Here is a 25,700-nt window from a genome sequence, read left to right on the forward strand (position 1 = left end):
CCGCAGATGGGGCGTACGGATATGCCTCGGCCCCGGCCGATCCCCTCGGCCGGGGCCTCGCCGCCGGGCTGAGCCGGGACGGCGGTACGGCCCGGGGACCGGTGGTCGGCGTTCCGGGGCCGGGCGGACGGCTGCCTCCCGGGTCTCGGGTCCGGGGTGGCGACAAGGGGTGGCGACAACTCGCCAACGGGGGTTCGGATCGGTCCGGGGAGGCATACTCTCGGTAGCGAGTGGCGGAGTGATCCGTCACTCCGGGTGATGCGAACGGGATGATGCTCGTCGTCGGGTGGGACGCCGCCCCTTGCTCTTCTATGGTTCCCCGTTCGCTACTTCGCCGCCCTCGCCCCGCTCCCGGGGCGCGGTGGACTCCTCCGCCGGGAAGCCGATGGTGCCGTCGTCTGCGGTGCCGTCGGGGGCCGGGCCGTTCGGATCGTCTCCGTCCGGCCGGTGGAAGAAGGCCGCGCCCGCGTTGCGCAGCAGATCGTGGATCTGCCGGAAGACCCCGGCCGAGCGCCCGCCCGGCCAGCCCTCCGGCAGCAGTTCGGCCGGCAGGCCGGGATCGGTGTAGGGCAGCCGTCGCCAGGAGTCGAGGGCGAACAGATAGTCCCGGTAGGCGTCTTCGGGCGTCGCGGTCCGCCCCGCCGACCACTGGCGGAGTACGGGCTCGTGCGCGTCGAGGAACTCCTCGTGCGCCTTGGCGACGGCACCCAGGTCCCACCAGCCGGCCACGGCCTCGGAGGTCGCGGCGAAGCCGAGGTGGGCACCGCGGAACAGCTCGACATAGGGGTCGAGCTGGAGTCGGCGCAGGGTGTGCCGGGTCTCCTCGTACAGCCGGGCGGGGGCGACCCAGACACCGGGCGCGGCGGAACCGAACCCGAGCCGGTGGAGCCGGGAGCGGAGCAGATGGCGCTTGTGGCGTTCGGCCTCGGGCACGGAGAAGACGGCCAGGATCCAGCCGTCGGAGAGAAGGGGAGTGCGATGGTCGTAGATACGGCGGTCACCGTCGTCGAGCAGTTGTCGGGCGTCGGCCGACAGGTAGTAGCCCGCGGCACCGTCCGGGGCGCGGTCGGAGAGCAGCAGACCGCGCCGTTTGAGCCGGGAGACGGAGGAGCGTACGGAGGGCGCGTCGACGCCGAGCGCCGCCATCAGCCGGATCAGCCGGGCCACGGGCAACGGACCGGGGTATTCGCGCCCATAGGCGCCGTAGAGGGTGACGATGAGCGAGCGGGGGGTGTGCTGGTCGGCCACGTGATCACTCTAGGGTCAGTTCCCGGTGCGGAGCCGGAAGCGCTGGAGCTTGCCGGCCGGCGTGCGGGGGAGCGCGTCGGGGAAGACGAAGGCGCGCGGACATTTGCAGGGGGCGAGCCGGGACCTGACCGCGGCGGCCAGCGCTTCGGCGCTGGCGTCGCCGGGCGCGACTCCGTCGCGCGGGACGACGCGGGCGACGGCGATCTGGCCGCGGAGTTCGTCATTCCGGCCGACGACGGAGGCCTCCATCACGTCCGGATGGGTGAGCAGGGCTTCCTCGGCCTCGGGCCCGGCGATGTCGTACCCGGCGGAGACGATCATGTCGTCGGCGCGGGCGAGGTAGCTGAACCAGCCGTCGGGGCCGCGGATAGAGGTGTCGCCGGTGGCGACGGAGGTCCAGCGGTCGGTGATCGCGGGACGACAGGGCTCTGGTGGAGCCGGACGGGACGGCGGTCCCGCCCTGACGGGTGCGGGCGAGGAGCACGGGGCGGGACGCGGCTCGCCCGGCGAGGACCTGGGCGGCGGCCGGGCCGGGGCGGGGCGTGGGCTCGGCCGGGTCCGGCGACCCGCCGGGCGGGGGCGTGGGTGATCGACTGGTGGGGGATACGGGGCGGGCTTAGGGTCGATGGGTGGGCGCGGGGCGCCGGAGAACGCGCCGTGTGCCGCGCGGCCGGACCCCACCGCACCGGGGGGCGATGCGATATGACGACTCCGAACTCGGGACTACCCCAGGACTCGGGACCACCCCGGGAGACGACCGCCGTACCGGGCCGGGCCGGGGGTGACGGCAAGGGCGTCGCGTTGTTCGTGATCGCCGCCTGCCAGCTGATGGTGGTCCTGGACATCACCATCGTGAATATCGCCCTGCCGCATATCCAGAAGGACCTGGGGTTCTCCACGACCAGCCTGGTGTGGGTGGTCAACGCCTATACGCTCACCTTCGGCGGGCTGCTGCTGCTCGGCGGCCGGGCCGGGGACATCCTGGGGCGCCGCCGGGTCTTCATGTTCGGTGTGGCGCTCTTCGCGTTCGCGTCGTTGCTCGGGGGGCTTTCGCAGGAGCCGGGGCAACTGCTCGCCGCCCGTGCCCTCCAGGGGGCGGGCGGGGCCGTCGCGTCACCGACGGCGCTGGCGCTGATCACCACCACATTCCGGGAGGGCCCCGAGCGGAACCGGGCGTTCGGGGTGTTCGCCGCCGTCTCGGCCGGTGGTGGTGCGATCGGGTTGCTGGCGGGCGGCATGCTGGTCGAATGGCTCGACTGGCGGTGGGTGTTCTTCGTGAACGTCCCGATCGCCGCCCTGATCCTGCTGGCCACCCCACGCCATATCCGGGAGTCCGAGCGGCATCCGGGCCACTTCGACATCGCGGGGGCGCTCACCGCGACCCTGGGCATGGTCTCCCTGGTCTACGGCTTCATCCGGGCCGCCCAGCACGGCTGGACCGACCGGTTCACCCTGTTCTCGTTCGCCGCCGCGATCGTGCTGCTGACGGCCTTCCTGTTGATCGAGCGGCGCTCCCGGCAGCCGATCACCCCCCTGCACATGCTCGCCGAACGCAATCGAGCGGGCAGCTACGGAATCATGCTCTGTCTGGCCGCCGCGATCTTCGGGATGTTCTTCTTCCTCACGCTCTACGTCCAGGACGTACTCGGCCTCAGCCCGCTCCGGGCCGGGCTGGCCTTCCTCCCGGTGAGTGCGGTGATCGCGGTCGGGGCCACCGTTACCTCCCGGCTGCTGCCGCGTTACGGGCCCAAGCCCTTCATCGTCTGCGGAGCGCTGCTGGCGGCGGGCGGGCTGAGCTGGCTCACCCAGATCGAGGTCGACTCCACCTACGCCGGGAGCGTGCTCGGGCCGATGCTGGTGTTCAGTGCCGGGATGGGCATGCAGTTCGTCTCCCTGACACTGACCGCGGTCTCCGGGGTGCCGCAGCGGGAGACCGGTGCCGCGACCGGGCTGCTGAACACGATGCAGCAGGTGGGCGGGTCCCTCGGGCTCTCGATCCTGGTCACCGTCTTCGGTACGGCCAGCGGGAACGAGGCCGCCCGGCTGGTGCCCCGGTTCCTCGCCGGGGCCACCCCGGCCGAGCGGATCGCCTTCCGGCGGACCGGGCGGCTGCCCGAGCCCTGGGCGTCGGAGGTCCTCACCCACGGGATCGCCGCCGCCTTCGTGGCCGCCGCCGTCTTCGGCGTGGTCGCGGCCGTCATCGCCCTGATCGTGATCCGGATCCGGCCCGTCGATCTGGAGCGGCTCCAGGGCGGCGGCCCCGGCGGCGGCTGACCCTCCGTACTCCCGCCCCGCCCTGCCCGTCCCCCCTGTCAGGCCCTCGCCGGATCCCGGGGCGCGCGCCCTCACCCGGAACCCCGCCGCGCCCGCGCCTCCGGCCCGGACTCGGCGCCGTACCCCTGCCCCGACCTCGGAACCCCCACCTCCGCCCCCCGTCGCCGAACCACCCCGGGCGCGGTTGTAGCATGCACGGCGGCAAGATTGCGCGGTCGTGAACACGGGGGGCCAGGGATGGTGGACGGTGCTGCCGTTCCCGCCGAGACGGGTGGGGAACGGAAACGGACGGGCGGGTATGCCGCCGTCCGGCGACGCGGTGGCCAGGACGGCCACGGTACGGGAACGGGCCCGGAGCCCCGGCCGGTGCGCGGCGCGCACCGGCGGACCGTACGGTGCCGCCGTCCGGACCGCGCCGGATGAGCGGCATACGGGCCCTCGCGACGCCCTATCAGGACACCGACGCCGACCAGCTCTCCTTCGCCCTCGGCCTGCCGCCGCTGCCCGCCCTCGCCGTCCGTGAGCTGACCGTCGGCGGGATCGAGGTCCGGCTCCGGCTGCTGGGCGCCTCGCACCAGGTCTTCGCGGGCCCGGTGGCCGAGACCGTGGCCTGTCTGCCCGGCGGCGCGGGCGGCCTGCCGGACGCGGTGCGGGAGTTCGACGGCTGGACGTACCGTTTCAGCGCCGAGGTGCGCCGCCACACCGGTCCGGAGTTCGGCCACCGGGTGGCCGGGATCCTGCGGCGTACCGAAGCCCATCCCCACGCTCTGTACGGGGTCTTCCCCGGCGATCCGGAGGCCGTGACGGCGCTCGTCGTGGACGCCGCGGCCGAGACCCCACCCGAAGAGACCGGCCCGAACGGCCCGACCCCTCCCGCCGCCGGACGAAGCGGCCGGACCGGGCGAACCGGGCTGATCTGGCATACCTGGCACACCTATCCGCAGAGCCGCCGGATCGTGGCGACGCGCACCCGGCTGGAGGCCCGATGAAGACCACCCGACGCATCACGGCGATTGTGCTGGTCGGTGCCGCGCTGGCCGGCTGCTCCGGCAGCAAGGACGACGACCGCCCCGACAACGACGTACCGCTCTCGTGGATCCGTTCCACCTACTCCTTGCACACAGGGGGCTATCTCGACCGGACCGACGTACCGTCCGTGGTCGCGGGCGAGATCCACACCAACACCGCGGCCCTGGACCGCACGGAGGCCGACGGGCGGGTCTTCCTCCGCTACGACGACGACATCGTGGCGGTCTCCAAGGTCCGTGAGGGCACGCTGATCGAGGTCGACGACTACCGCTCCGGCTATCAGCGGCACTACACCCAGCTCCAGTACAGCTCCTGGCCCGACCCGGCCGTCCAGCAGAGCTTCCGCGGCGGAGGCCCCGGCTCCGGCAAGTGACCGCGGCCGTCGCCCCGCCCACCCCGCACGACCTTCCATCACGTTCCCGAAAGGCACCCCCGTGGCTGAGATTTTCGAGTCGGCAGGTACCGCACTGCTCTACGGACTCGTCGGCTTCGTCGTCATGGCGGCCGGATTCATCGCCCTCGACCTGGTCACCCCCGGCAAGCTCTTCCATGTCGTGTGGTCCGAGCGCAATCGCGGCGCCGCGGTGCTGCTCGCCGGGCAGACCGTCTCCATCGGACTGGTCATCGGTGAGTCCATCCGGGCCAGCGAGTCGGAGCAGGGCCTGGGCCACGGCCTCGGCAGCACCCTGCTCTACGGACTGGCCGGGGTGGTCGTGATGACCCTGATCTCCCTCGTCGTCGGTCTGCTGACGCCCGGGAAGCTCGGCGCCGCCGCCCTGGAGGACGAGGGCGACCGCCCCCACCCGGCGGCCTGGGTGATGGCGGCCACCTATCTCGGCGCGGCCTTCATGGTCGGCGCCGCCGTCTCCTAGCCCCACGGTGAGCACCACCACGGCGGAGCCCGGGGCCCCGGCGGCGCCCCCGGAACAGGACGAGACCATCCGGATCCCCCCGTCCCGGGGGGCCCGGTTCCTGCTGATGCTCGCGGTCTTCATCTGCGCCGCCTGCGGACTGGTCTACGAGCTGGCGCTGACCGCCCTCGGCTCGTATCTCATCGGCAACTCGGTGATGCAGACCTCGGTGGTCCTCTCCGTCATGGTCTTCGCCATGGGGATCGGATCACTCGCCGCCAAACCCCTCCAGAAGCGCGCCGTCGGCGGATTCGCCCTGGTCGAGGGCGCGCTGGCGCTGGTCGGCGGGCTCTCGGTACTGATCCTCTACGTCTGCTTCGCCTGGCTGCGGATCTATATGCCCGCCATGGTCGTGGTCTCCTTCGTGGTGGGCCTGCTGATCGGCGCCGAGATCCCGCTGCTGATGACACTGCTCCAGCGGATCCGGCGACAGGAGGCGGGCAGCGCCGTCGCCGATATGTTCGCCGTCGACTACATCGGCGCCCTCGTCGGCGGGCTCGCCTTCCCCCTCTTCCTGCTCCCCGTCTTCGGCCAGCTGAAGGGGGCGCTGGTGGTGGGCGCTGTGAACGCCGTCGCGGGGGTGATCGTCGTCCTGTGGATCTTCCGCAAGGAGACCCGGCGGATCGTCCGGTTCTCCCTGGTCGCCGGGATGGCCGGGGTCCTCGCCGTCCTGGGCACGGTCTACGTCCTGGCCGACGAGATCGAGGTCACCGCCCGCCAGCAGCTCTACCGCGATCCGATCGTGCACGCGGAGACCACGCCCTACCAGGACATCGTCCTCACCCGGTCGACCGCGTTCACCGGCTCGCCCGATCTGCGGCTCTTCCTCAACGGCGATCTGCAGTTCTCCTCCGTGGACGAGTACCGCTACCACGAGGCCCTGGTCCATCCGGCGATGTCGGGAAACCGTTCGTCGGTACTGATCCTCGGCGGCGGGGACGCGCTGGCCCTGCGCGAGGTGCTGCGCTACGACGACGTGGACCGGGTCACCCTGGTCGATCTCGATCCCGCGGTCACCCGGCTCGCCCGGACGTACGGGCCGCTGCGCGAGCTGAACGGGGACGCGCTCCGGGACCCCCGGGTGACCGCCGTCAACGCCGATGCCTTCAACTGGCTGCGGGACGCCGACCAGCGGTACGACACCGTGGTCATCGACTTCCCCGACCCGGACACCGCCGCCCTCGCCAAGCTGTACAGCGTGGAGTTCTACCATCTGCTCGGCCGGGTCCTGAACCCCGGCGCCCGGGTCCTGGTCCAGGGCGGCTCGCCCTTCTTCGCCCCGAAGACGTACTGGTCGATCGTGGAGTCCGTCCGCGAGGCCGGATACTCCACCACGCAGTACCAGGTCGACGTCCCCAGCTTCGGCAACTGGGGATTCGTCCTCGCCACCCGGGGCAAGGGCGGCCCCGCCCCCGAGCCCAGGCTGGCCGACGGCGCGCCGCAGCTGCGGTTCCTCGACGCCGCCGTACTGAAGGCGTCCACGGTCTTCCCGGTCGACCGGCGACCCCGTGACGTACGCGCCAGTACGCTGCTCGACCCCGTGGTCGTGGAGTACACCCGCCACGAGTGGCGCGACTACTGACCCCCGGCCCCGCCCTCTCCGCCGACGTACGAGCGACGGCCCGGACCCCCGCCGGGGGTCCGGGCCGTCGGGTATGTCCGGACGGTACGGTGCGTCAGCCCTGGGCGAGGGCCGCGACGTCCATGAACATGATCTCCCAGTGGTGGCCGTCCGGGTCCGCGAAGCCCCGGCTGTAGACCGGGCCCTGGTCCTTGACCTGGCCGGCCGCGCTGCCGCCGGAGGCGATCGCGGTGTCGACCAGGCGGTCCACCTCTTCGCGGCTGTCCGCGGTCAGACAGAGCAGGGTCTCGCTCACCTGCCGCGCGTCCGCGATCTCCCGGTCGGTGAACGTCCGGTAGAACGGCTCGGTCAGCAGCATCGCGTGCACGGCTTCGCCGAAGTCGACACAGGCGACGTCGTCACCGCTGAACTCCGGGTTGAGGGCGAAACCGAGCTTCTCGAAGAACGCCGTGGAGACGGAGAGGTCCTTGACGGGAAGGTGGACGTAGATCATGCGTGTCATGGCTCCATCCCTACCACCGGGGTACGGGCACGGCGGCGGAATCCGGCCCCGAGCGGGGTCGGATAGGGGTGGCGGCCGGGGTACGGAGCACCGGAAAAGCCGCGATCGCCGACCGGACGGCGGCCTCGGACACGGCTTCTCCCGGCCGCCGCGGCAAGGGAGTTAGGGGTTACCGGCCCGCCGCGGCCGCTCCTAGGCTGGCGGGGCCCGCAGCCGGGTCCGGACGACGTACGGGCCGGTCGGCGACGGGCCGACCGGGCAGGACCGGGCCGACGACGAGGGGGCGCTGATGGCCGGACAGGTGGAGCTCGACGAGACCTTGCGCGGCTATGTCCGCGAGGTCTCCCTCCGCGAGGACGCACTGCTGGCCGAGTTGCGCCGGGAGACCGCCGCCCTGCCCGGCGGGGCCGCGATGCAACTGATGCCGGAAGAAGGCCAGTTCCTCGGCCTGCTGGCGGGACTGGTCGGCGCGCGGACCGTGGTGGAGGTCGGTACCTTCACCGGTTACAGCACGCTCTGTCTGGCCCGGGCCCTGCCCGCCGACGGCCGGCTCGTCACCTGCGACATCAGCCCCCGCTGGCCCCGGATCGGCCGCCCCTACTGGGAGCGCGCCGGGGTCGCCGACCGGATCGAGGTGGCCGTCGGCGACGCCGCCGACACCCTCGCCCGGCTGCTGGACGAACTCGGCCCCGGCTCCGTCGACCTGGTCTTCATCGACGCCGACAAGACCGGTTACGCGCGCTACTACGAGGACGCCCTGCCGCTGGTACGGCCCGGGGGGCTGATCGCCGTCGACAACACCCTGTTCTTCGGCCGGGTGGTCGACCCCGGGGCCGATGACGCCGACACCGAGGCGATCCGCAAGTTCAACGAGGCGCTGCGGGACGACGAGCGGATCGATCTGACGCTGCTGCCGTTCGCCGACGGGTTGACGCTGGCGCGCAAGCGCTGACGCTTGCCGTCGAGGGTGGCGCCGTACGGGTGCGCCTCCGTGGGTAGGCCGCACGCCGTCCGTGGTCGCTCGCGCGGTTCCCCGCGCCCCTGAACTCCCCGTCACACCGTTGGATACGAACGACCGGTCCGGGGCGCGGTCTTCCAGGAGGACCGGGCCCCATCGCCGAAGGCATAGGGGCGCGGGGAACCGCGCGACCAGCCACGGACGGCGTGTGGCCGGAACGAGAGGCCCATGAGTACGGCGCCCCGGTCGTGAAAAGACAAGCGGCGGCGGGTGGGGTAACCCGCCGCCGCTCGTCACGGGTGCCGCTGCTCAGATCCCGTGTTCCTTGGCGAGATCGGGCCCCGCCAGGTCGATGGTCGGCGACGGCGACTGCCGGGCCGGGACCAGATGCAGCCGCTGGACGCCCTCGTGCCCGGGGTCGCCCAGTTCGTCCAGGCAGTCGCAGGGGGTGCTCTCGTACCCGGCGAACCGGTACGCGACCTCCATCATCCGATTGCGTTCGGTCCGCCGGAAGTCGGCGACGAGATGGACCCCGGCGCGGGCGGCCTGGTCGCTCAGCCAGTTCAGCAGGGCCGCCCCGGCGCCGAAGCTCACCACCCGGCAGGAGGTCGCCAGCAGTTTGACGTGCCAGACCGACGGAGCGGTGGCCAGCAGCAGGACGCCGACCGCGCCGTGCGGACCGAACCGGTCCGACATCGTCGCCGTCAGGACCTCGTGGCCCGGGTCGTCCAGCAGCGACCGCAGCGTCTCGTCCGGGTAGTGGATCCCGGTGGCGTTCATCTGGCTGGTCCGCAGGGTCAGCTCCTCGACCCGGGAGATCTGTTCGCCGTCGGCCCGGTCGATCCGCAGGACCAGCTCCAGCGACTTCAGGAACTCCTCGTCGGGCCCGGTGAAGCTCTCCTGCTCCCGCTCCCGGGCGAAGCCCGCCTGGTACATCCGGCGCCGCCGCCGGGAGTCCACGGTCACCGTCGGCGGGCTGAACTCCGGCAGGCCCGGCAGATTCGACACCTCGTCGGCCGGATAGCCGCGCACCTCCGGCAGATGGAAGGCGACCTCGGCCAGTTCGGCGGGGCGGTCGTCGACGAAGGCGATGGTGTGCGGGGCGAACTTCAGCTTCTCCGCGATCTCGCGTACGGAGTCGGACTTGGGGCCCCAGTTGATCCTCGGGACCACGAAGTACTCGGCGACGCCCAGCTCTTCGAGGCGGCGCCACGCCGGTTCGAAGTCGTTCTTGCTGGCGACGGCGTGGAGGATGCCACGCGCGTCCAGGGCCCGGATGACCTCCACCACCCCGGGGAACAGCTCCACCTCGTCGTCCTCGGACAGGGTCCCGTTCCACAGGGTGTTGTCGAGATCCCAGACCAGGCACTTCACCATGGTCGTCGTCGGTTCCATCACATCTCCCGCTCGGATCACGGCTGTTCGCCGGACAGCTCTGACGGTTCGGAAAGGTCGGAAGGGCCGGAAGGGCCGGAAGGCGGGAGACGGAGGCGTCCGCAGGTCAGCCCGCCGTCGTCAGCGCGTACTCCGCCAGCAGCAGTTGGCTGATCTCGTTGCTGCCCTCGATGATCTCCATCAGTTTGGCGTCCCGGTAGGCACGGGCGACCACATGGCCGTCCCGGGCCCCGGCCGACGCCAGCACCTGGACCGCCGACGCCGCGCCCGACGCCGCGCCGGTGGCGGCGACGTGTTTGGCGAGGACGGCGGCCGACGGCAGCTCCGGCAGCCGTTCGTCCCAGCAGCGGCTGGCGTGTTCACAGGCGCGGGTGGCGTTCCGCTCGGCCACCAGCAGCTCCGCCAGATGACGGGAGATCAGCTGATGCCCGCTCAGCGGTACGCCGAACTGCTGACGGGCCGAGGCATGGCGTACGGCGGCCTTCAGACAGGCCCGCAGAATGCCGGCACAGCCCCAGGCCACCGAGAGCCTGCCGTAGGTGAGGGCCGTGGTGACCAGCAGCGACAGGGCGAACTCGCCGCCGCCCAGCAGGGCCGTCGACGGCACCCGTACCCCGTCGAAGGTCAGATGGGAGTGGCCCGCGGCCCGGCAGCCGAGGGGATCGGCGACCGGTTCCACGGTCACCCCGGGCGCGTCGCGCGGTACGACCACGACCGCAGCCGCGTCCGTACCACCGCTGCTACCGCTGCCCGGGGCGGCGGTGGCAGCGGTCTCTCCGTATCGCCCGAAGACCACCAGATGGTCGGCGTACCGGGCGGCCGTGATCCACTTCTTGGCGCCGTCGACCACGAGGGCGTCGCCGTCCCGCCGGATCCGGGTCGTCATGGCGGCCAGATCGCTCCCGGCCTCCGGCTCGCTGAACGCCACGGCCGCCAGCTCGCCGCCGGTGAGGGCGGCCAGATAGCGCCGCCGCTGCTCGGCGTCGCCGAGCCGTCCGACGGTCCAGGCGGCCATGCCCTGCGAGGTCTGTACGCTCCGCAAGGAACTGCACAGGGCACCGGTGTACGCGGTCAGCTCGCCGTTCTCCGCGCTGCTCAGGCCCGGTCCGCCGTAGCGGGCGGCGACCTGGGCGCAGAGCAGGCCCCGGGCACCGAGGTCGCGCAGCAGCCCGACCGGCAGCTCCCCGGCCAGGTCCCAGCCGTCGGCCAGGTCGCCGACGGCGGCGCCGATGAGCTCCCGTGCCTCGGCCGGGGACGTGACCGGGCCGGTCGTGGCCGTCGCGCCGGAGGCCGTGGCACCGGAGGCCTTCCCGGCTGCCGCGCCGACCGGGTCAGTCACGGGTCTCCGCTCCGCCCGCGCCCTTGAGCCGGAGCGTCAGGGCGACCATCTTCTCCACGGTGCTGAAGTTCGCCAGCCGCAGATCGGGGCCCTCGATCTCGATACCGTGCACGGTCTCCAGATGGACGACCAGCTCCATCGCGAAGAGGGACGTCGCCAGCCCCTCGGCGAAGATGTCCTGGTCAGGGGCTATCGGCTGATTCGTCTTCGCCTCCAGGAAGACGATCAGCTCCTTCTGGACGTCCGCCGCGTCGGGGGAGGCGGTTCCGGCGGTCCCATTCGTGGTCACGAGACACTCTCTCCGTAGTCGTAGAACCCTCGTCCGGACTTGCGGCCGAGTTCGCCCGCGCGCACCTTCGCGCGCAGGAGGTCGCACGGGCGGCTCCGCTCGTCGCCGGTGCGTTCGTACAGGGCGTCCAGCGCGTCGACCAGATTGTCGATACCGATCAGATCGGCGGTGCGCAGGGGGCCCGTGGGATGGCCGAGGCAGCCCTCCATCAGCCGGTCGACGTCCGGCGCCGGCGCGGTGCCCTCGGAGACGATCCGGGCCGCGTCGTTGATCATCGGGTGGAGCAGCCGGCTGGTGACGAAGCCGGGGCTGTCGGCGACGACGACGGCCTTGCGCCGCATCACCTCCAGCAGCTCCATGGTGGCGGTCAGGGCCGAGTCGTCGGTACGCGGCCCCCGGACCACCTCGACCATCGAGATGAGATAGGTCGGGTTCATGAAGTGGGTGCCCAGCAGTTGCCCGGGACGGGCCGCGGCGGCGGCCAGTTCGTCGACCGGGATGCCGGAGGTATTGGTGATCAGCGGGGTGCCGGGGCGCAGCAGCGCCGAGACCTCCGCCAGCACCTTCGCCTTGAGGGCCGCGTCCTCCGTGATCGCCTCGATGACGGCGTCGGCGTCCCGCGCGGCCGACGGCTCCAGGGCCGTGGTGAGCGTGCCGGGGGTACGGTCGCCCGGCAGGGCGTCCAGCAGCCGGGCGTGCCGCAGCTGGCGGCGTACGTCGGCCCGGGCGCGGGTGAGGACCGACTCGCTCACGTCGACCAGGGTGACGGAGACGCCGGAGCCGAGGGCCAGTGCCGTGATGCCGGTACCCATGACACCGGCGCCCAGGACGACGACGTTCCGGCTCTGTTGAGGGGCTGGCAACGGACCTCCACGGTTCGGACGCGGTTCGGACGCGGTTCGGATGCGTCTACGGATGGCGCGTTTACGGACGGGCACGTTTTGCGGACACGATTTCGGACGCCGTTTCCGGGCGCGCGAAGGAGTACGGGAGAAGCGGACAGCGCCCGCCCGTACCTACGGCCCGGCCGGAATGCTCCGGAGGAATACCGGACGCGTTCCCGAACCGCTGAGCCGGGATTTACCGGCTGCCTTTCCGGAACCGTCCGTGATTCTCCGAGTTTCCCCGAGTTTCCCCGGATTCCCCGGTGAATTCCCGGCCGGGTCCCGAATGTGCCAGTGCCGGACCTGGCCGGACAACCCCTAACGTCCAGGCCCGGACCCGGCCAAGCGGCCCGGACCGGCGAGCGGGGACAAGGGGAACGGGCCCGTCCCCGTACCACCGGACCCCTAAGCGGCCACGGGGGAACCGTGCCGCCTCCCGTGATCCTTCCGGTGGGGCGTCCGGGCCGACTGAGGGGTGCTGATCGCCGGGCTAGGGGTGGGGACCCGGCGGTCAGCGATCGTAGGGTGGCGTCGCTGACAAGGCATCAACCAAGACAACGGGCAGGGCTGAGAGTATTCCCTGACGCGAGGTCCGGGCGGCCGAACGGGCCGCCGGAACCGGCGGATTCCCGGCCGTGACGGCGACCGCGTACTACCGGCGGAGAACGAGAACTCCCGAGGATTCCGGAAAGGGATCCACCGGGAATTCCCGTTCCGTCCGCCGGGTACACCGCGGCGCATCCGACGACGCAGTACGACCCGCCACCCCGGCGCCCTCCGGCGCCGATCCGGGCGCGGGCCGGACGCGTGGCGGAGACCGTCACCGGCCCCGGGGCCGCCGACCCGCGTGTGAGGGCAGGCCCGCGACCGGCAATGACGTGGGGGTTCACATGAGCACGTCCGAGGACCGACTGGTCGAGGCGTTGCGTGCGTCGCTCAAAGAGGCCGACCGGCTCCGGGAGCAGAACAGGAAGCTGACGGAGGCCGAGCGGGAGCCGATCGCGATCGTCGGCATGGCGTGCCGCTTCCCCGGCGGGATCAGCTCTCCGGAGGGGCTGTGGCGGCTGCTGTCCGCCGGTGAGGACGCCATCGGGCCGTTCCCCACCGACCGGGGCTGGGATCTGGAGCGGCTCTACGACCCGACCGGGCAGCGGCCGGGTTCGACGTACGTCCGCGAGGGCGGCTTCCTCCACGACGCGGCCGACTTCGACGCCGACTTCTTCGGCATCAGCCCCCGCGACGCCCTGCTCATGGACCCCCAGCAGCGGCTGCTGCTGGAGACCACCTGGGAGGTGCTGGAGCGCGCGGGCATCCCGCCGCGCTCCGTCAAGGGCAGCCCCCTCGGTGTGTTCAACGGCGTGATGTACCACAACTACCCCGGCAGCTACGGCTCGTCGGGGCCGGTCTCGGGACGCGTCTCGTACACCTTCGGCATGGAGGGGCCCGCCGTCACCCTCGACACGGCCTGCTCGTCGTCGCTGGTCGCCCTGCATCTGGCGGTGCAGTCGCTGCGGCAGGGCGAGTGCCCGCTGGCGCTGGCCGGCGGTGTCTCCGTGATGTCCAGCCCCCGGACCTTCGTCGAGTTCAGCATCGACGGCAATCTCTCCCGCGACGGCCGCTGCCGCCCCTTCGCCGAGTCCGCCGACGGCACCTCGTGGTCCGAGGGCGCGGGCGTCCTCCTCCTCGAACGGCTCTCCGACGCCCGCCGCAACGGGCACGAGGTCCTGGCCGTCATCCGGGGCAGCGCCATCAACCAGGACGGCGCGAGCAACGGCATCGCCGCGCCCAACGGCCCCGCGCAGCAGCGGGTGATCGGCCAGGCCCTGGCCAACGCCCGGCTCGCCCCCGAGCAGATCGACGTGGTCGAGGCCCATGGTTCGTCCACCGAGCTGGGCGATCCCATCGAGGCCGACGCGCTGCTCGCCGCGTACGGGCGGCACCGGCCCGCCGACCGGCCGCAGTGGCTGGGCTCGGTGAAGTCCAACCTCGGCCACACCCAGGGCGCCGCCGGCGTCGCCGGTGTGATCAAGATGGTGCTGGCGATGCGCCACGGCGTCCTGCCGCGGTCCATCAACATCGACCGGCCCAGCCGCCACATCGAATGGGACCGGGGCGGGATCCGGCTGCTCACCGAGGCCGTGCCGTGGGAGACGGACGACGGCGCGCCGCGCCGGGCCGGTATCTCCTCCTTCGGCCTCAGCGGCACCAACGCCCATGTCATCCTGGAGCAGGCCCCCGCCGAGCCCGCCCCCGCCGACGCCACTGCCGAGGAGCCCGGAGGCAGCGAGCCCGCCGAGCGGATCCCCGGCGCCCTGCCGTGGCTGGTCTCCGGCCGCAACCGGGACGCCCTGCGCGCCCAGGCCGCCCGGCTGCTCGACTTCCTCCGCGACCGGCCCGCCGACCACCCTCTGGACACCGGCCTGGCCCTCGCCGAACACCGCTCCCCGCTGGAGTACCGGGCCGCGCTCGTCGGCGAGGACCGCGACCAGCTGATCGAGGCCCTGACCGGGCTCGCCGACGACACCCCCGTACCGGGGATCGAACGCGGCGTGGCCCGCGGCGACTCCCTCACCGCCTTCCTCTTCCCCGGCGGCGGCGCCCAGCGCCTCGGCATGGGCCGCGAACTCAGCGCCGTCTTCCCCGTCTTCGCCGCCGCCTACGACGAGGTCTGCGCCGCCCTCGACGCCCACCTCGACCGGCCCCTGCGGCCCATGATCGACGGCGACGCCGAGGCCCTGGACCGGGTCGGCTACGCCCAGGCCGGACTCTTCGCCTTCGAGGTCGCCCTCTTCCGGCTGCTGGAGTCCTGGGGCCTCACCCCCGGCCTGCTCGCCGGACACTCCACCGGCGAACTCAGCGCCGCCCATGTCTCCGGTGTGCTCTCCCTCGCCGACGCCGCCCGGCTGGTCGCCGCGCGCGGCCGGCTGATGCAGGGCCTGCCCGAGGGCGGCGCCATGATCGGGATCAACGCCGACGAGGAGACCGTACGGCCGCTGCTGACCGACGGGGTCGGCATCGCGGCCGTCAACAGCCCCGGCTCCGTGGTGATCTCCGGCGACGCCGTCGAGGCCGACACGGTCGCCGCCGCCCTCGCCGACCGGGGCCACCGCACCAAGCGGCTCCGGGTCAGCCATGCCGCGCACTCCCCGATGATGGAACCGGTCCTCGAGGAGTTCCGGGCCGTCGCCGCCGGGCTCACCTTCCACGAGCCGCGGATCCCCGTGGTCTCCACCGTCACCGGCCGGCTCGCCGAGGGCGACGACCTGCGCACCCCCGACTACTGGGTCCGGCATCTGCGGCACTCCGTCCGCTTCCGCGACGCCGTCGAAGGGCTCCGGACCGAGGGCGTCAACCGCTTCCTGGAGCTGGGCCCCGACGGCGTACTCACCGCCATGGTGCAGGAATGTCTGACCGGCGCCGCCGACAACCCGGTCGTGACGTCCCTGCTCCGCCGCGACCGGCCCGAGCCGACGGCGCTGGCCGCCGCCCTCGGACAGCTCCACACCCGGGGCGTCGAACTCGACTGGGCCGCCTACTTCGGCGCCCGCGGCGCCCGCGCCGCCGACCTGCCCACCTACGCCTTCCAGCGGGAACGCTTCTGGCTGGAGGGCGCCGCGGGCGGCGACCCGACGTCCCTCGGACTCGACCCCGTCGACCATCCGCTGCTCGGTGCCGCGACCCTGCTCGCCGACTCCGGCGAACTCGTCGTCACCGCCCGGCTCTCCACCGCCACCCACCCCTGGCTCGCCGACCACGCCGTCGGCGGGGCCGTCCTGCTGCCCGGTACGGCCTTCGTGGAGCTGGCCGCCGGAACGGGCGCCCGGGTCGGCTGCGGCCGGGTCCGCGATCTGGCGCTGCACGCCCCGCTGGTCCTGCCCGAGGAGGGCGCGGTACGGCTCCAGATCGTCGCCGGGCCCGCCGCCGACGACGGTACGCGGTCGCTGAGCGTCCACTCCCGGCGCGAGGGCGCGGGGGAGCACACCCCGTGGACCCAGCACGCCACCGGCGCCCTGCTGCCCGGCAGCGGGGTCTCCCCGATCGATCTGTCGGTCTGGCCGCCCGCCGGGGCCGAGCCCGTCGACACCGACGGGATGTACGACGAACTCGCCGCCCGCGGCTCTTCCTACGGGCCCCTCTTCCGGGGGCTGCGCGCCGCCTGGCGGTCCGGTGACGAGATCTTCGCCGAGGTGTCGCTGCCGGAGAACGCCCGCGCCACCGCCGAGGACTTCGGCCTCCACCCGGCCGTCTTCGACGCCGCCCTGCACGCCATCGGGCTCGCCGACACGGGGGACGGCGCCACCGAGCTGCCGTACGCCTGGGCCGATGTCGAGCTGTACGCGGCCGGGGCGTCGGCGGTACGGGTCAGGGTCCGGCCCACCGGCGACGGGCCCGCGCCCGGCGGCGGCCGTACCGTCGCCCTCGAACTCGCCGATGTCACCGGCCGCCCGGTGGCCTCCGTCGGCGCGCTGACCCTGCGGCCCGTCTCGGACGAGCAGCTCGCCCGGGCCGCCGCCGCGGGCGGGGACATCACCGGTGACGCGCTGTTCGCCGTCGACTGGACGGCCGCGCCGGTCCCCGACGGACCGGCGGTCACCGTCACCGACTATCGGGCCGATGGCGACGAGGAGGCAGCCGCCGAACCGGACGCGACCGTCCTCCGGCTGATCGGCGGCACCGGTCCCGACGCCGTACGCGCCGCCACCGCCCGGGTCCTCGCGGCCGTCCAGCGCTGGACCGGCGGCGAGGGTCCGCGTACCGCCCGGCTCGTCGTCCTCACCGAAGGCGCGGTCGCCCTGCCCGGCGAGGACGTCACCGACCCGGCGGCCGCCGCGGCCCTCGGCCTCGCCCGCTCGGCCCAGTCCGAGAACCCGGGCCGGATCGTCCTGGTCGACACCGACGACGAGACCGCCGCCCGGGCCGCCCTGCCCGGACTGCTGGCCCTCGGCGAGTCCGCGTACGCCCTGCGCGGCGGCAGCGGTGGCAGCGGTGGCAGCGACGGCAGCGGCGGTACGGTCCATGTGCCCCGGCTCGTCAGGGCGTCCGGGCCCGCCGCCGCGACGGCCGACCCCGCCGCCCCCGCCGACCTCTTCGACCCCGATCGGACCGTCCTCGTCACCGGCGGCACCGGCGCCCTCGGCAGGCTCGTCGCCCGCCACCTCGCCGACCGGTACGGGGTCCGCCGACTGCTGCTCGTCAGCAGGCGCGGACCGGCCGCCGACGGCGCCGCCGACCTCGTCGCCGAACTCGCCGAACTCGGCGCCCGGGCCGACCTGGTCGCCGCCGACCTCGGCGACCGTACGGCCACCGAGGCCCTGCTCGCCGCACACCCCGTCGGCGCCGTCGTGCACTGCGCGGGCGTCCTCGCGGACGGTGTCATCGCCTCCCAGACCCCCGAACGCCTGAACACGGTCCTCGGCCCCAAGGCCGACGCCGCCTGGCACCTCCACGAACTCACCCGCGACGGCGATCTCACCGCCTTCGTCCTCTTCTCCTCCGCCGCGGGCGTACTCGGCGCACCCGGCCAGGGCAACTACGCCGCCGCCAACGCCTTCCTCGACGCCCTCGCCGCCCACCGCCGGGCCGCCGGGCTGCCCGCCCACTCCCTGGCCTGGGGCCAGTGGGCCGAGGCCGACGGCATGGCCCCGCAGGGCGCCCGGACCGGACTGCCCGCCCTCACCGCCGAAGAGGGCCTCGCCCTCCTCGACGCGGCCCTCGCCTCGCCCCGGCCCGTCCTCGTCCCGGTCAAGCTGGACCTCGCCGCCCTGCGCGCCGACCCGGCCGGAGCCGGAGATCTGCTGCGCGGCCTGGTACCCGCCGTCCGGCGGGCCGCGGGCGCCCCCGACACCCCGGCGGACGGCGGCGGACTCGTCGCCGAACTGGCCAAGCTCCCCGTCGACAAGCGCCGGGCCGCCCTCCTCGACACCGTCCTCGGCAGCGTCGTCGAAGTCCTGGGCCACGGCTCCAAGGACCTCATCGACGCCGACCGGCCCTTCCGCGACCTCGGCTTCGACTCCCTCACCGCCGTCGAACTCCGCAACCGGCTGAGCGCCGCGACCGGCGCCCAGCTCCCCAGCACCCTCGTCTTCGACCACCCCTCCGCCGCCGAACTCGCCGACCACCTGCTCGCCACCCTCCTCGGCGAACTGACGGCCGCCGCACCCGTGGAGACCGTCACCATCGGCGACGACGAGCCCATCGCCGTCGTCGGCATGGCCTGCCGCTACCCCGGCGGGGTCACCTCACCCGCCGACCTGTGGCGGCTCCTGGTCGACGGCGGCGACGGCTCGGGCCCGCTGCCCACCGACCGGGCCTGGGACCTGGAGTACTGGACCGAGGTCCTGGCCGCCGCCGGCACCCAGCCGCGCGGCGGATTCATGCCCCACGCCACCGACTTCGACGCGGCGTTCTTCGGCATCGGCCCCAACGAGGCCATCATGATGGACCCCCAGCAGCGCGCCCTGCTGGAAGTCGTCTGGGAGGCCCTCCAGAACGCCGGACTCGACCCGCTCGCCCTCAAGGGCAGCACCACCGGCGTCTTCGCCGGAGCCATGACCACCACCTACGACCCCGGACCGCTCGCCGCCCTCGACCTCAACGGCCTCTACTTCGGCGTCGGCTCCCTCACCAGCATGGTCTCCGGCCGGGTCTCGTACACCTACGGCTTCGAAGGCCCCTCCCTCTCCATCGACACCGCCTGCTCCTCGTCCCTGGTCGCCGTCCACCTCGCCGCCCAGGCCCTGCGCAACGGCGACTGCGGCATCGCCCTCGCGGGCGGTGTCACCACCGTCTCGTCGCTGGAGCAGTTCGCCCACTACGACAGCGGCACCGCCGCCGACGGCCGCAGCAAGTCCTACGCGGGCAGCGCCGACGGCGTCGGCTGGGCCGAGGGCGTCGGCATGATCGTCCTCGAACGGCTCTCCGACGCCCGCCGCAACGGCCACGAGGTGCTCGCCGTGATCCGCGGCAGCGCCGTCAACTCCGACGGCGCGTCCAACGGCCCGACCGCCCCCAACGGACCCTCCCAGGAGCAGGTCATCCGGCGCGCCCTCGCCGTCGCCGGACTCGCCCCCGCCGATGTCGACGCCGTCGACGGCCACGGCACCGGCACCACCCTCGGCGACCCCATCGAGGCCCAGGCCCTGCTCGCCACCTACGGCCAGGACCGGCCCGGGGACCAGCCGCTGTGGCTGGGCTCCGTCAAGTCCAACCTGGGGCATCCGCAGGCCGCCGCCGGAGTCGCCGGAATCATCAAGATGATCCTGGCGCTGAAGCACGGCACCCTGCCGCGCTCCCGGTTCGCCGACGACCCCACACCCGAGGTCGACTGGACCCGGGGCAACGTACGGCTGCTCGCCGAGAACCTGCCCTGGCCCGACCGGGGACGGCCGCGCCGCGCCGGAGTCTCCTCCTTCGGCTACAGCGGCACCAACGCGCATCTCATCCTGGAACAGGCGCCCGAAGCCGCTTCCGCAGGCGTACCCGCCGAGGCCGTGGACCGGGCCGATGAGCCGGGGGAGTCCGGGGACCGTACGCCCGCGCCCTGGCTGCTGACCGCCCGGACCAAGGAGGCACTGCCCGCCCAGGCCGCCGCCCTCGCCGCCCACCTCGAAGCCCACCCCGGGCTCGCGCCCGACGCCGTAGGACACGCCCTCGCGCTGCGCGCCCCCCGGTTCGCGCACCGGGCCGCCGTCGTCGGCGCCGACCGGGCCGAACTCCTCGAAGCCCTCACCGCCGTCGCCGAGGGGCGCACCACACCCAGGGCCGCCCTCGGCACCGTCCGCCCCGGCCGGGGCGACACCGCGTTCCTCTTCCCCGGACAGGGCGTCCAGCGCCCCGGCATGGGCCGCGACCTGTACGCCGCCCACCCGGTCTTCGCCCATGCCTTCGACGAGGTCTGCGCCCTCTTCGACGACCACCTCGACCGGCCGCTCAAGGAGGTCATGTTCGCGGCCGAGGGCACCGTACTCGCCCAGCTCCTCGACCAGACCACCTTCACCCAGGCCGCCGTCTTCACCTTCGGCGTCTCCCTCTTCCGGCTGCTGGAGTCCTGGGGCCAGCGCCCCGAGTTCGTCATCGGCCACTCCGTCGGCGAGATCGCCGCCGCGTACGCCGCCGGGGTCTTCTCCCTCGCCGACGCCGTCACCCTGGTCGCCAACCGGGGCCAGCTGATGCACGAACTCCCCGACGGCGCGATGATCGCCGTCGACGCCCACGAGGAGGACGTGCTGCCGCTCCTCACCGACGGCGTCGGGATCGCCGCGATCAACGGTCCCCGGCTCGTGGTGCTCTCCGGCGAGGAGGACGAGGTCGGCGCCGTCGCCGCCGCCTGCAAGAAGCAGGGCAGGGGCGCCATGCGTCTGGCCGTACGGCACGCCTCCCACTCGCCCCTGATGGACGAGATGACCGACGACCTCCTCGACATCGCCGAGGAACTCTCCTACGAGGCGCCCCGCTACCGGTTCGTCTCCACCGTCACCGGCCGCGAGGCCGACGCCGACGAGCTGGCCGACCCGGAGTACTGGGTCGCCAACTGCCGCCGTACCGTACGGTTCCTCGACGCGGTACGCGCCGCCGAGGCCGCGGGCGTCGACCGGTTCGTCGAACTCGGCCCCGACAGCACCCTCGCCGGGATGGTCCAGCTCTGCGTCGTCCGGCCCGCCGACGAGATCTCCGTCGTCCCCGTGCAGCGGTACGGCCACCCGGAGGTCCGGGCCGCGTATCTCGCCGCCGGACAGATGGTGGCCGACGGGTACGACCTCGACCCCGTACGACTCTTCACCGGGGCCGGGGCGGCCGAGTCCGGTGCGGGGCGTCCCGTACCCCTGCCGCCGTACGCCTTCCACCGCAAGCGGTACTGGCCCGACGTCGACATGGGCGCCCTCCGCGACAGCGGCGCCGGCGGACTCAGCAGCGGCGGAGTCCACCCCCTGCTCGGCGACCCCGTCGCCGTCGCCGAATCCGACCTCGTCGTCCGCGGCGGCAAGATCTCCCTCACCACCCACCCCTGGCTCGCCGACCACGCCCTCGGCGACACGGCCCTGCTGCCCGGCGCCGCGTTCGTCGAGATCGCCCTCCAGCTCGGCGCCGCCACCGGCTGCGACCGGATCGCCGACCTCACCATCGGCGCACCCCTCGTCCTGCCCCGCCGGGGCCGGACCGAACTCCAGGCCGTCGCCGGGACACCCGGCGACGACGGCGGCCGGTCCGTCACCGTCTACAGCCGCCCCGACGGCGACGACACCTGGACCCGGCACGCCACCGGACGCCTGCTGCCCGGCGCCGCCCCCGAACCCGACGGCCTCACCGCCTGGCCGCCCCCCGGCGCCGAAACCATCGACATCGACGGCCTCTACGAGGGTTTCGAGGAGGCCGGGATCGTCTACGGCCCCGCCTTCCGCGCCCTCCGCGCCGCCTGGCGGCTCGGCCCCGAGGTCTACGCCGAGGTCCGCCTCGACCGGCTCACCGCCCAGCAGGCCGACCTGTTCGGCCTCCACCCGGCCGCCCTGGACGCCGCCCTGCACGCCGTCGGACTCGCCGAGGGCATCGAGGTCGCGGGCGGACTCCCGTTCTCCTGGACCGGCGTCGACCTCTACGCCACCGGCGCCGGGACCCTGCGGGTCCGGGTCACCCCCACCGCAGGCGACACCGTCGCCCTGCTGATCGCCGACCCGTCCGGCGCGCCCGTCGCCGCCGTCGAATCCCTGGTGATCCGCGCCGCCGACTACGAGGGCGCCGCGAGCGCCGGGCAGGGCGCCCGGGGCCGCCACGACTCCCTCTACGGCTTCGCCTGGACCCAGGTCCCCGTCGGCACCCCCGACCTGGCGACCCGCTGGGCCGTCGTCGGCCAGGACCCGGCGGTCGCGGCGACCGCCCTGCGCTCGACCGGGCTCGTCGTGGACGAGTACGCCGATATCGCGGCGCTGGTGGCGAGCGGGGACCGGCCCGGGGCCGTACTGCTGGACCGTACGACTCCGGCCGAAGTCGCCTCCGGTGGCACGGCTGCCGCCGTGCACCGGGCCACCGCCGCCGCCCTCGCGGACATCCGCGACTGGCTGGGTGCCGGGGCCGACCGTACGGCTCCGCTCGTCCTGCTCACCCGGGGCGCCGCCGCCCTCGACGGCGAGGACGTCACCGACCTCCCCGGCGCCGCCGCCCGCGGTCTGCTGCGCTCCGCCCAGTCCGAGAACCCCGAACGGGTCGTCCTGATCGACGTGGACGACCACCCCGCGTCGCTCCGGCTGCTGCCCGCCGTCCTCGCGGGCGGCGAACCGCAGGCCGTACTCCGCGAAGGCGAGGCGTACGGCGGACGGCTCGTCAAGGCCCCCGCTGCCGCCGGCGACGACCCGGCGGCGGTCTTCGGCCCCGACGGCACCACCCTGGTCACCGGCGCCACCGGCGCCATCGGCCGGCTGCTGACCCGGCACCTCGTCACCCACCACGGCGTACGACGGCTCCTGCTGCTCTCCCGCGGCGGCGAGGCCCCCGGCCTGGTCGAGGAGCTGACCGGGCTCGGCGCCACCGAAGTCGCCCTGCTCGCCTGCGACACCGCCGACCGCGACGCGCTCGCCGCCGCCCTGGCGACCGTGGACGGCGACCACCCGCTGACGGCGGTCGTCCACCTCGCGGCCGTCGTCGACGACGCCACCGTCGCCACCCTCACCGAGGAGCGGCTGAGCGCCGTCCTGGCGCCCAAGGCCGACGCGGCATGGCATCTGCACGAACTCACCCGCGATCTGGACCTCGGCGCGTTCGTCACCTTCTCCTCCGTCGCCGGAATCATGGGCAACCCCGGCCAGGGCAACTACGCCGCGGCCAACGCCTTCCTCGACGGCCTCGCCGCCCACCGGCGCGCCCACGGGCTGCCCGGCCAGTCCCTGGCCTGGGGCCTGTGGTCCGCCGCCGGAGCCGCCACCGCGAAGGTCACCGACACCGACCGGGCCCGGATGGCCCGCGAGGGTATGGCACCCCTCTCCGACGACGAGGGCACCGCCCTCTTCGACGCGGCCACCGCCCGCCCCGAGGCCCTGCTCGTCCCCATGCGGATCACCGGGGGCAAGCAGGCCGGAGCCGACGCGTACGTCCCGCATGTCTTCCGCGCCCTGGTCGCCCCGGCCCGCCGGGCCGCGTCCCGGGTCGCGTCGGCGGCGGGCGACGCGGCCGGACTCCGCAGGCGGCTCACCGGCCTCGCCCCCGAACCGCTGGAGAAGGCGCTGGTCGCCCTGGTTCTGGAGCACGCGGGCGCGCTCCTCGGCTACAGCGACGACGAGACCATCGACACCCACCGCACCTTCCTGGAGTCCGGGTTCGACTCGCTGACCGCCGTCGAACTGCGGAACCGGCTCAACAGCGTCACCGGACTCGACCTGGCCGCCACCGCCGTCTTCGAGTACGGCAGCCCGGCGGGCCTGGCGGGCCATCTGGCGACGGTCCTCCAGGAGGCGGCGCCGGACGCCGACGCCACCGCCCTCGCGGAGACCGGCCCGGCAGGTCAGGCCGGTCCGGAGGAGAACGGGGACTCCATCCCGGCGCTCTTCCGCGAGGCGGTACGCGCCGGACGGGTCCAGGACGGCCTCGGACTGCTCCACTGGGTCGCCAACCTCCGGCCCGCGTTCACCTCGGCCGAGGACGCCGGACGGATCCCGGAGGCCGTACGCCTCACCGACGACACCGAACGCCCCGGGGTGATCGCGCTCTGCACGCCCGCCGCGATGGGCGGCCCCTACCAGTTCGCCCGGCTCGGCGCGTCGTTCCGGGGCGTACGGGGCCTCTCGGCCCTCCCCGTCCCCGGCTTCGGCACCGACGAGGGCCTGCCCGAGACGGCCGACGCGGTCGTCGACGTACTCGCCGAATCCGTCCGGCGTGCCACCACCGGGGACCGCCCGCCGGTCCTCCTCGGCTACTCCTCGTCCGGCGTCCTCGCCTACGCGGTCGCCGAACGCCTGGAGCGCGCCGGGACCCCGGTCCGCGCGGTCGTCCTGCTCGACACCTACCCCGTCACCGACACCGGCGACACGGCCGCCGACGACGAGGCGAACCGGGCCGACTTCGCGGCCGACGTCGCGATCGGCGCGCTCACCCGGGAGGAGTGGTACGGCCAGGCCGGTACGCGCACCACGCTCACCGCGATGGCCCGCTACATGAGCCTGCTGCCGGACTTCCCCGCACCCGAGATCACCACCCCGACCCTGCTGGTCCGCGCGGCCGACCGGTTCGTCCCGACGGCCGACGAGACCACGGCCCCGGCGCGCGACGCCGACGCCGACATCCAGTGGGAGACCACCTGGAGCCGCGCCGACGCCGAGAAGACCGTCCCCGGCGACCACTTCAGCATGGTCGAGGGCGACGCGGCGACGACGGCGTCGGCGGTGGAGGAGTGGCTGGACTCGCTCGACTGACCGGCCGGGCGGCCGGGGCCACCATCCCCGGCCGCCCGACGCGGTAACGGTCACCCACCCGGGGTATCCCCAGAACAGCAAACGCTTTCTCCGCGCCTCGCGCGTAACTCCCGCTCTGTCCCCGCCCCTTGATCAGACGGCGGTACGGACACCCCAGGCTCCCGCACCCGGCGACCGCCGGGCCCGGGCCGCACCTGCTCCCCGAAAGGACTCTCCCCAATGCGTCGCACCCTCTCGGCGACCCTCGCCACCGCAGCGTCGGCCGCACTGACGGCCACGATCCTCGCGACCCCCGCGAGCGCGGCCCCCGCCGACAAGCCCCGCGTCCTCTCCAGCTGGACCCAGACCAGCGCCAGCAGCTACAACGCCTGGGCGGCGGCCAACCGCAACCAGGGCGCGTGGGCCGCGTACGGCTTCAACTGGACCACGGACTACTGCTCCAGCTCCCCGGACAACCCCTTCGGCTTCCCCTTCTCGTCCTCCTGCGCCCGCCACGACTTCGGCTACCGCAACTACAAGGCGGCCGGCTCCTTCAGCGCCAACAAGGCCCGCCTCGACAGCGCGTTCCACGAGGACCTGAAGCGCGTCTGCAACGCGTACACGGGCGCGAAGAAGACGGCCTGCAACAGCACGGCCTGGACCTACTACCAGGCGGTCCGCGCCCTCGGCTGACGACCCGCCCCCAATGACTGGCGCGCCCCGGAACCTCCGCGTGTGTTCCGGGGCGCGCTGTCGGGTGGGGGCTCGTAGGATCGGGGCGTGTCCGGTGTCCCGATCTCCAACGTCCGTCTGGTTTGCATACTTTCGCCGGAGTCGACGAAAGTGATGCGGAACGACGCCATGCGGTGAAGGAACCGCAGGTCACGAAGTATGCTCCCCGCGCACGCGGGGATG

Annotated in this window: 14 protein-coding genes, 1 pseudogene and 1 CRISPR repeat array (1 of these 16 running past the window's edge); of the genes and pseudogenes, 8 read left to right on the plus strand and 7 right to left on the minus strand. The window is 73.6% G+C overall.

What is annotated here, in order from left to right:
• Positions 1–309: 309 nt before the first annotated feature.
• Together ABZ714_RS07610 and ABZ714_RS07615 are read right to left on the minus strand one after the other, a co-directional pair.
• Positions 310–1,248 (minus strand): PaaX family transcriptional regulator C-terminal domain-containing protein, encoded by a 939-nt coding sequence (locus ABZ714_RS07610; RefSeq protein ID WP_358824222.1) that lies wholly within the window; start codon positions 1,246–1,248, stop codon positions 310–312.
• A gap of 15 nt (positions 1,249–1,263) precedes the next feature.
• A pseudogene (locus tag ABZ714_RS07615) lies at positions 1,264–1,632 on the minus strand (2-aminobenzoate-CoA ligase); the annotation flags it as partial.
• A gap of 318 nt (positions 1,633–1,950) precedes the next feature.
• On the opposite strand from ABZ714_RS07615, the gene ABZ714_RS07620 reads away from it, so the two are divergent.
• The 5 genes from ABZ714_RS07620 to ABZ714_RS07640 all read left to right on the plus strand — a co-directional run bounded on the left by ABZ714_RS07620 (position 1,951) and on the right by ABZ714_RS07640 (position 7,044).
• Positions 1,951–3,522 carry an MFS transporter gene (locus tag ABZ714_RS07620; RefSeq protein ID WP_358824223.1) on the plus strand — a complete coding sequence of 524 codons (1,572 nt, stop codon included), beginning with the start codon at positions 1,951–1,953 and terminating at the stop codon, positions 3,520–3,522.
• 419 nt (positions 3,523–3,941) lie between these two features.
• Positions 3,942–4,511, plus strand: a complete 570-nt coding sequence (locus tag ABZ714_RS07625; protein WP_358824224.1) for a DUF2617 family protein — start codon at positions 3,942–3,944, stop codon at positions 4,509–4,511.
• On the plus strand, positions 4,508–4,924 hold the full coding sequence (locus tag ABZ714_RS07630; RefSeq protein ID WP_358824225.1) for a DUF4247 domain-containing protein: 417 nt from the start codon (positions 4,508–4,510) through the stop codon (positions 4,922–4,924). Before ABZ714_RS07625 ends, ABZ714_RS07630 begins: the two co-directional genes overlap by 4 nt.
• 61 nt (positions 4,925–4,985) lie before the next feature.
• On the plus strand, positions 4,986–5,423 hold the full coding sequence (locus ABZ714_RS07635; RefSeq protein ID WP_358824226.1) for a DUF350 domain-containing protein: 438 nt from the start codon (positions 4,986–4,988) through the stop codon (positions 5,421–5,423).
• A gap of 67 nt (positions 5,424–5,490) precedes the next feature.
• Positions 5,491–7,044 carry a polyamine aminopropyltransferase gene (locus ABZ714_RS07640; RefSeq protein ID WP_358824272.1) on the plus strand — a complete coding sequence of 518 codons (1,554 nt, stop codon included), beginning with the start codon at positions 5,491–5,493 and terminating at the stop codon, positions 7,042–7,044.
• Positions 7,045–7,138: 94 nt separating this feature from the next.
• Here ABZ714_RS07640 and ABZ714_RS07645 read toward each other — a convergent pair whose 3' ends face one another.
• Positions 7,139–7,546, minus strand: a complete 408-nt coding sequence (locus tag ABZ714_RS07645) for a VOC family protein (RefSeq protein WP_358824227.1) — start codon at positions 7,544–7,546, stop codon at positions 7,139–7,141.
• Between the two features lie 289 nt (positions 7,547–7,835).
• On the opposite strand from ABZ714_RS07645, the gene ABZ714_RS07650 reads away from it, so the two are divergent.
• Positions 7,836–8,498 carry a class I SAM-dependent methyltransferase gene (locus tag ABZ714_RS07650; RefSeq protein WP_358824228.1) on the plus strand — a complete coding sequence of 221 codons (663 nt, stop codon included), beginning with the start codon at positions 7,836–7,838 and terminating at the stop codon, positions 8,496–8,498.
• A gap of 315 nt (positions 8,499–8,813) precedes the next feature.
• Here the strand turns inward: ABZ714_RS07650 and ABZ714_RS07655 are convergent, their stop codons facing one another.
• The 4 genes from ABZ714_RS07655 to ABZ714_RS07670 all read right to left on the minus strand — a co-directional run bounded on the left by ABZ714_RS07655 (position 8,814) and on the right by ABZ714_RS07670 (position 12,390).
• Positions 8,814–9,899, minus strand: coding sequence for an HAD-IIIC family phosphatase (locus tag ABZ714_RS07655; RefSeq protein ID WP_358824229.1), 1,086 nt, complete (start codon positions 9,897–9,899; stop codon positions 8,814–8,816).
• 106 nt (positions 9,900–10,005) lie between these two features.
• Positions 10,006–11,238 carry an acyl-CoA dehydrogenase family protein gene (locus ABZ714_RS07660; RefSeq protein ID WP_358824230.1) on the minus strand — a complete coding sequence of 411 codons (1,233 nt, stop codon included), beginning with the start codon at positions 11,236–11,238 and terminating at the stop codon, positions 10,006–10,008.
• Entirely contained in the window at positions 11,231–11,527 is a 297-nt protein-coding gene (locus ABZ714_RS07665) for an acyl carrier protein (protein ID WP_358824231.1), read from the minus strand. The genes ABZ714_RS07660 and ABZ714_RS07665 overlap by 8 nt, the downstream gene beginning before the upstream one ends.
• Positions 11,524–12,390: a 3-hydroxyacyl-CoA dehydrogenase family protein gene (locus ABZ714_RS07670; RefSeq protein WP_358824232.1), complete on the minus strand. Its 867-nt coding sequence runs from the start codon at positions 12,388–12,390 to the stop codon at positions 11,524–11,526. Before ABZ714_RS07670 ends, ABZ714_RS07665 begins: the two co-directional genes overlap by 4 nt.
• Before the next feature lie 911 nt (positions 12,391–13,301).
• Between ABZ714_RS07670 and ABZ714_RS07675 the strand changes: the two genes are divergently transcribed.
• Together ABZ714_RS07675 and ABZ714_RS07680 are read left to right on the plus strand one after the other, a co-directional pair.
• Complete coding sequence (locus tag ABZ714_RS07675; RefSeq protein ID WP_358824233.1) at positions 13,302–24,806, plus strand: type I polyketide synthase; 11,505 nt, start codon at positions 13,302–13,304, stop codon at positions 24,804–24,806.
• Positions 24,807–25,025: 219 nt separating this feature from the next.
• Positions 25,026–25,478 (plus strand): phospholipase, encoded by a 453-nt coding sequence (locus ABZ714_RS07680; protein WP_358824234.1) that lies wholly within the window; start codon positions 25,026–25,028, stop codon positions 25,476–25,478.
• A 198-nt stretch (positions 25,479–25,676) separates the two neighbouring features.
• Positions 25,677–25,700: direct repeats of the CRISPR family, unit length 29 nt (it continues 371 nt past the right edge of the window).

Origin of the sequence: Streptomyces sp. NPDC006798 (assembly GCF_040635975.1) — a bacterium.
Lineage (GTDB): Bacteria > Actinomycetota > Actinomycetes > Streptomycetales > Streptomycetaceae > Streptomyces.

Bases quoted from the DNA above. Each gene is read 5' to 3' on its own strand.
- ABZ714_RS07620 (WP_358824223.1), top strand. From the start codon at position 1,951: ATGACGACTCCGAACTCGGGACTACCCCAGGACTCGGGACCACCCCGG.
- ABZ714_RS07625 (WP_358824224.1), top strand. From the start codon at position 3,942: ATGAGCGGCATACGGGCCCTCGCGACGCCCTATCAGGACACCGACGCC.
- ABZ714_RS07630 (WP_358824225.1), top strand. From the start codon at position 4,508: ATGAAGACCACCCGACGCATCACGGCGATTGTGCTGGTCGGTGCCGCG.
- ABZ714_RS07645 (WP_358824227.1), bottom strand. From the start codon at position 7,546: ATGACACGCATGATCTACGTCCACCTTCCCGTCAAGGACCTCTCCGTC.
- ABZ714_RS07650 (WP_358824228.1), top strand. From the start codon at position 7,836: ATGGCCGGACAGGTGGAGCTCGACGAGACCTTGCGCGGCTATGTCCGC.
- ABZ714_RS07655 (WP_358824229.1), bottom strand. From the start codon at position 9,899: ATGGAACCGACGACGACCATGGTGAAGTGCCTGGTCTGGGATCTCGAC.
- ABZ714_RS07675 (WP_358824233.1), top strand. From the start codon at position 13,302: ATGAGCACGTCCGAGGACCGACTGGTCGAGGCGTTGCGTGCGTCGCTC.
- ABZ714_RS07680 (WP_358824234.1), top strand. From the start codon at position 25,026: ATGCGTCGCACCCTCTCGGCGACCCTCGCCACCGCAGCGTCGGCCGCA.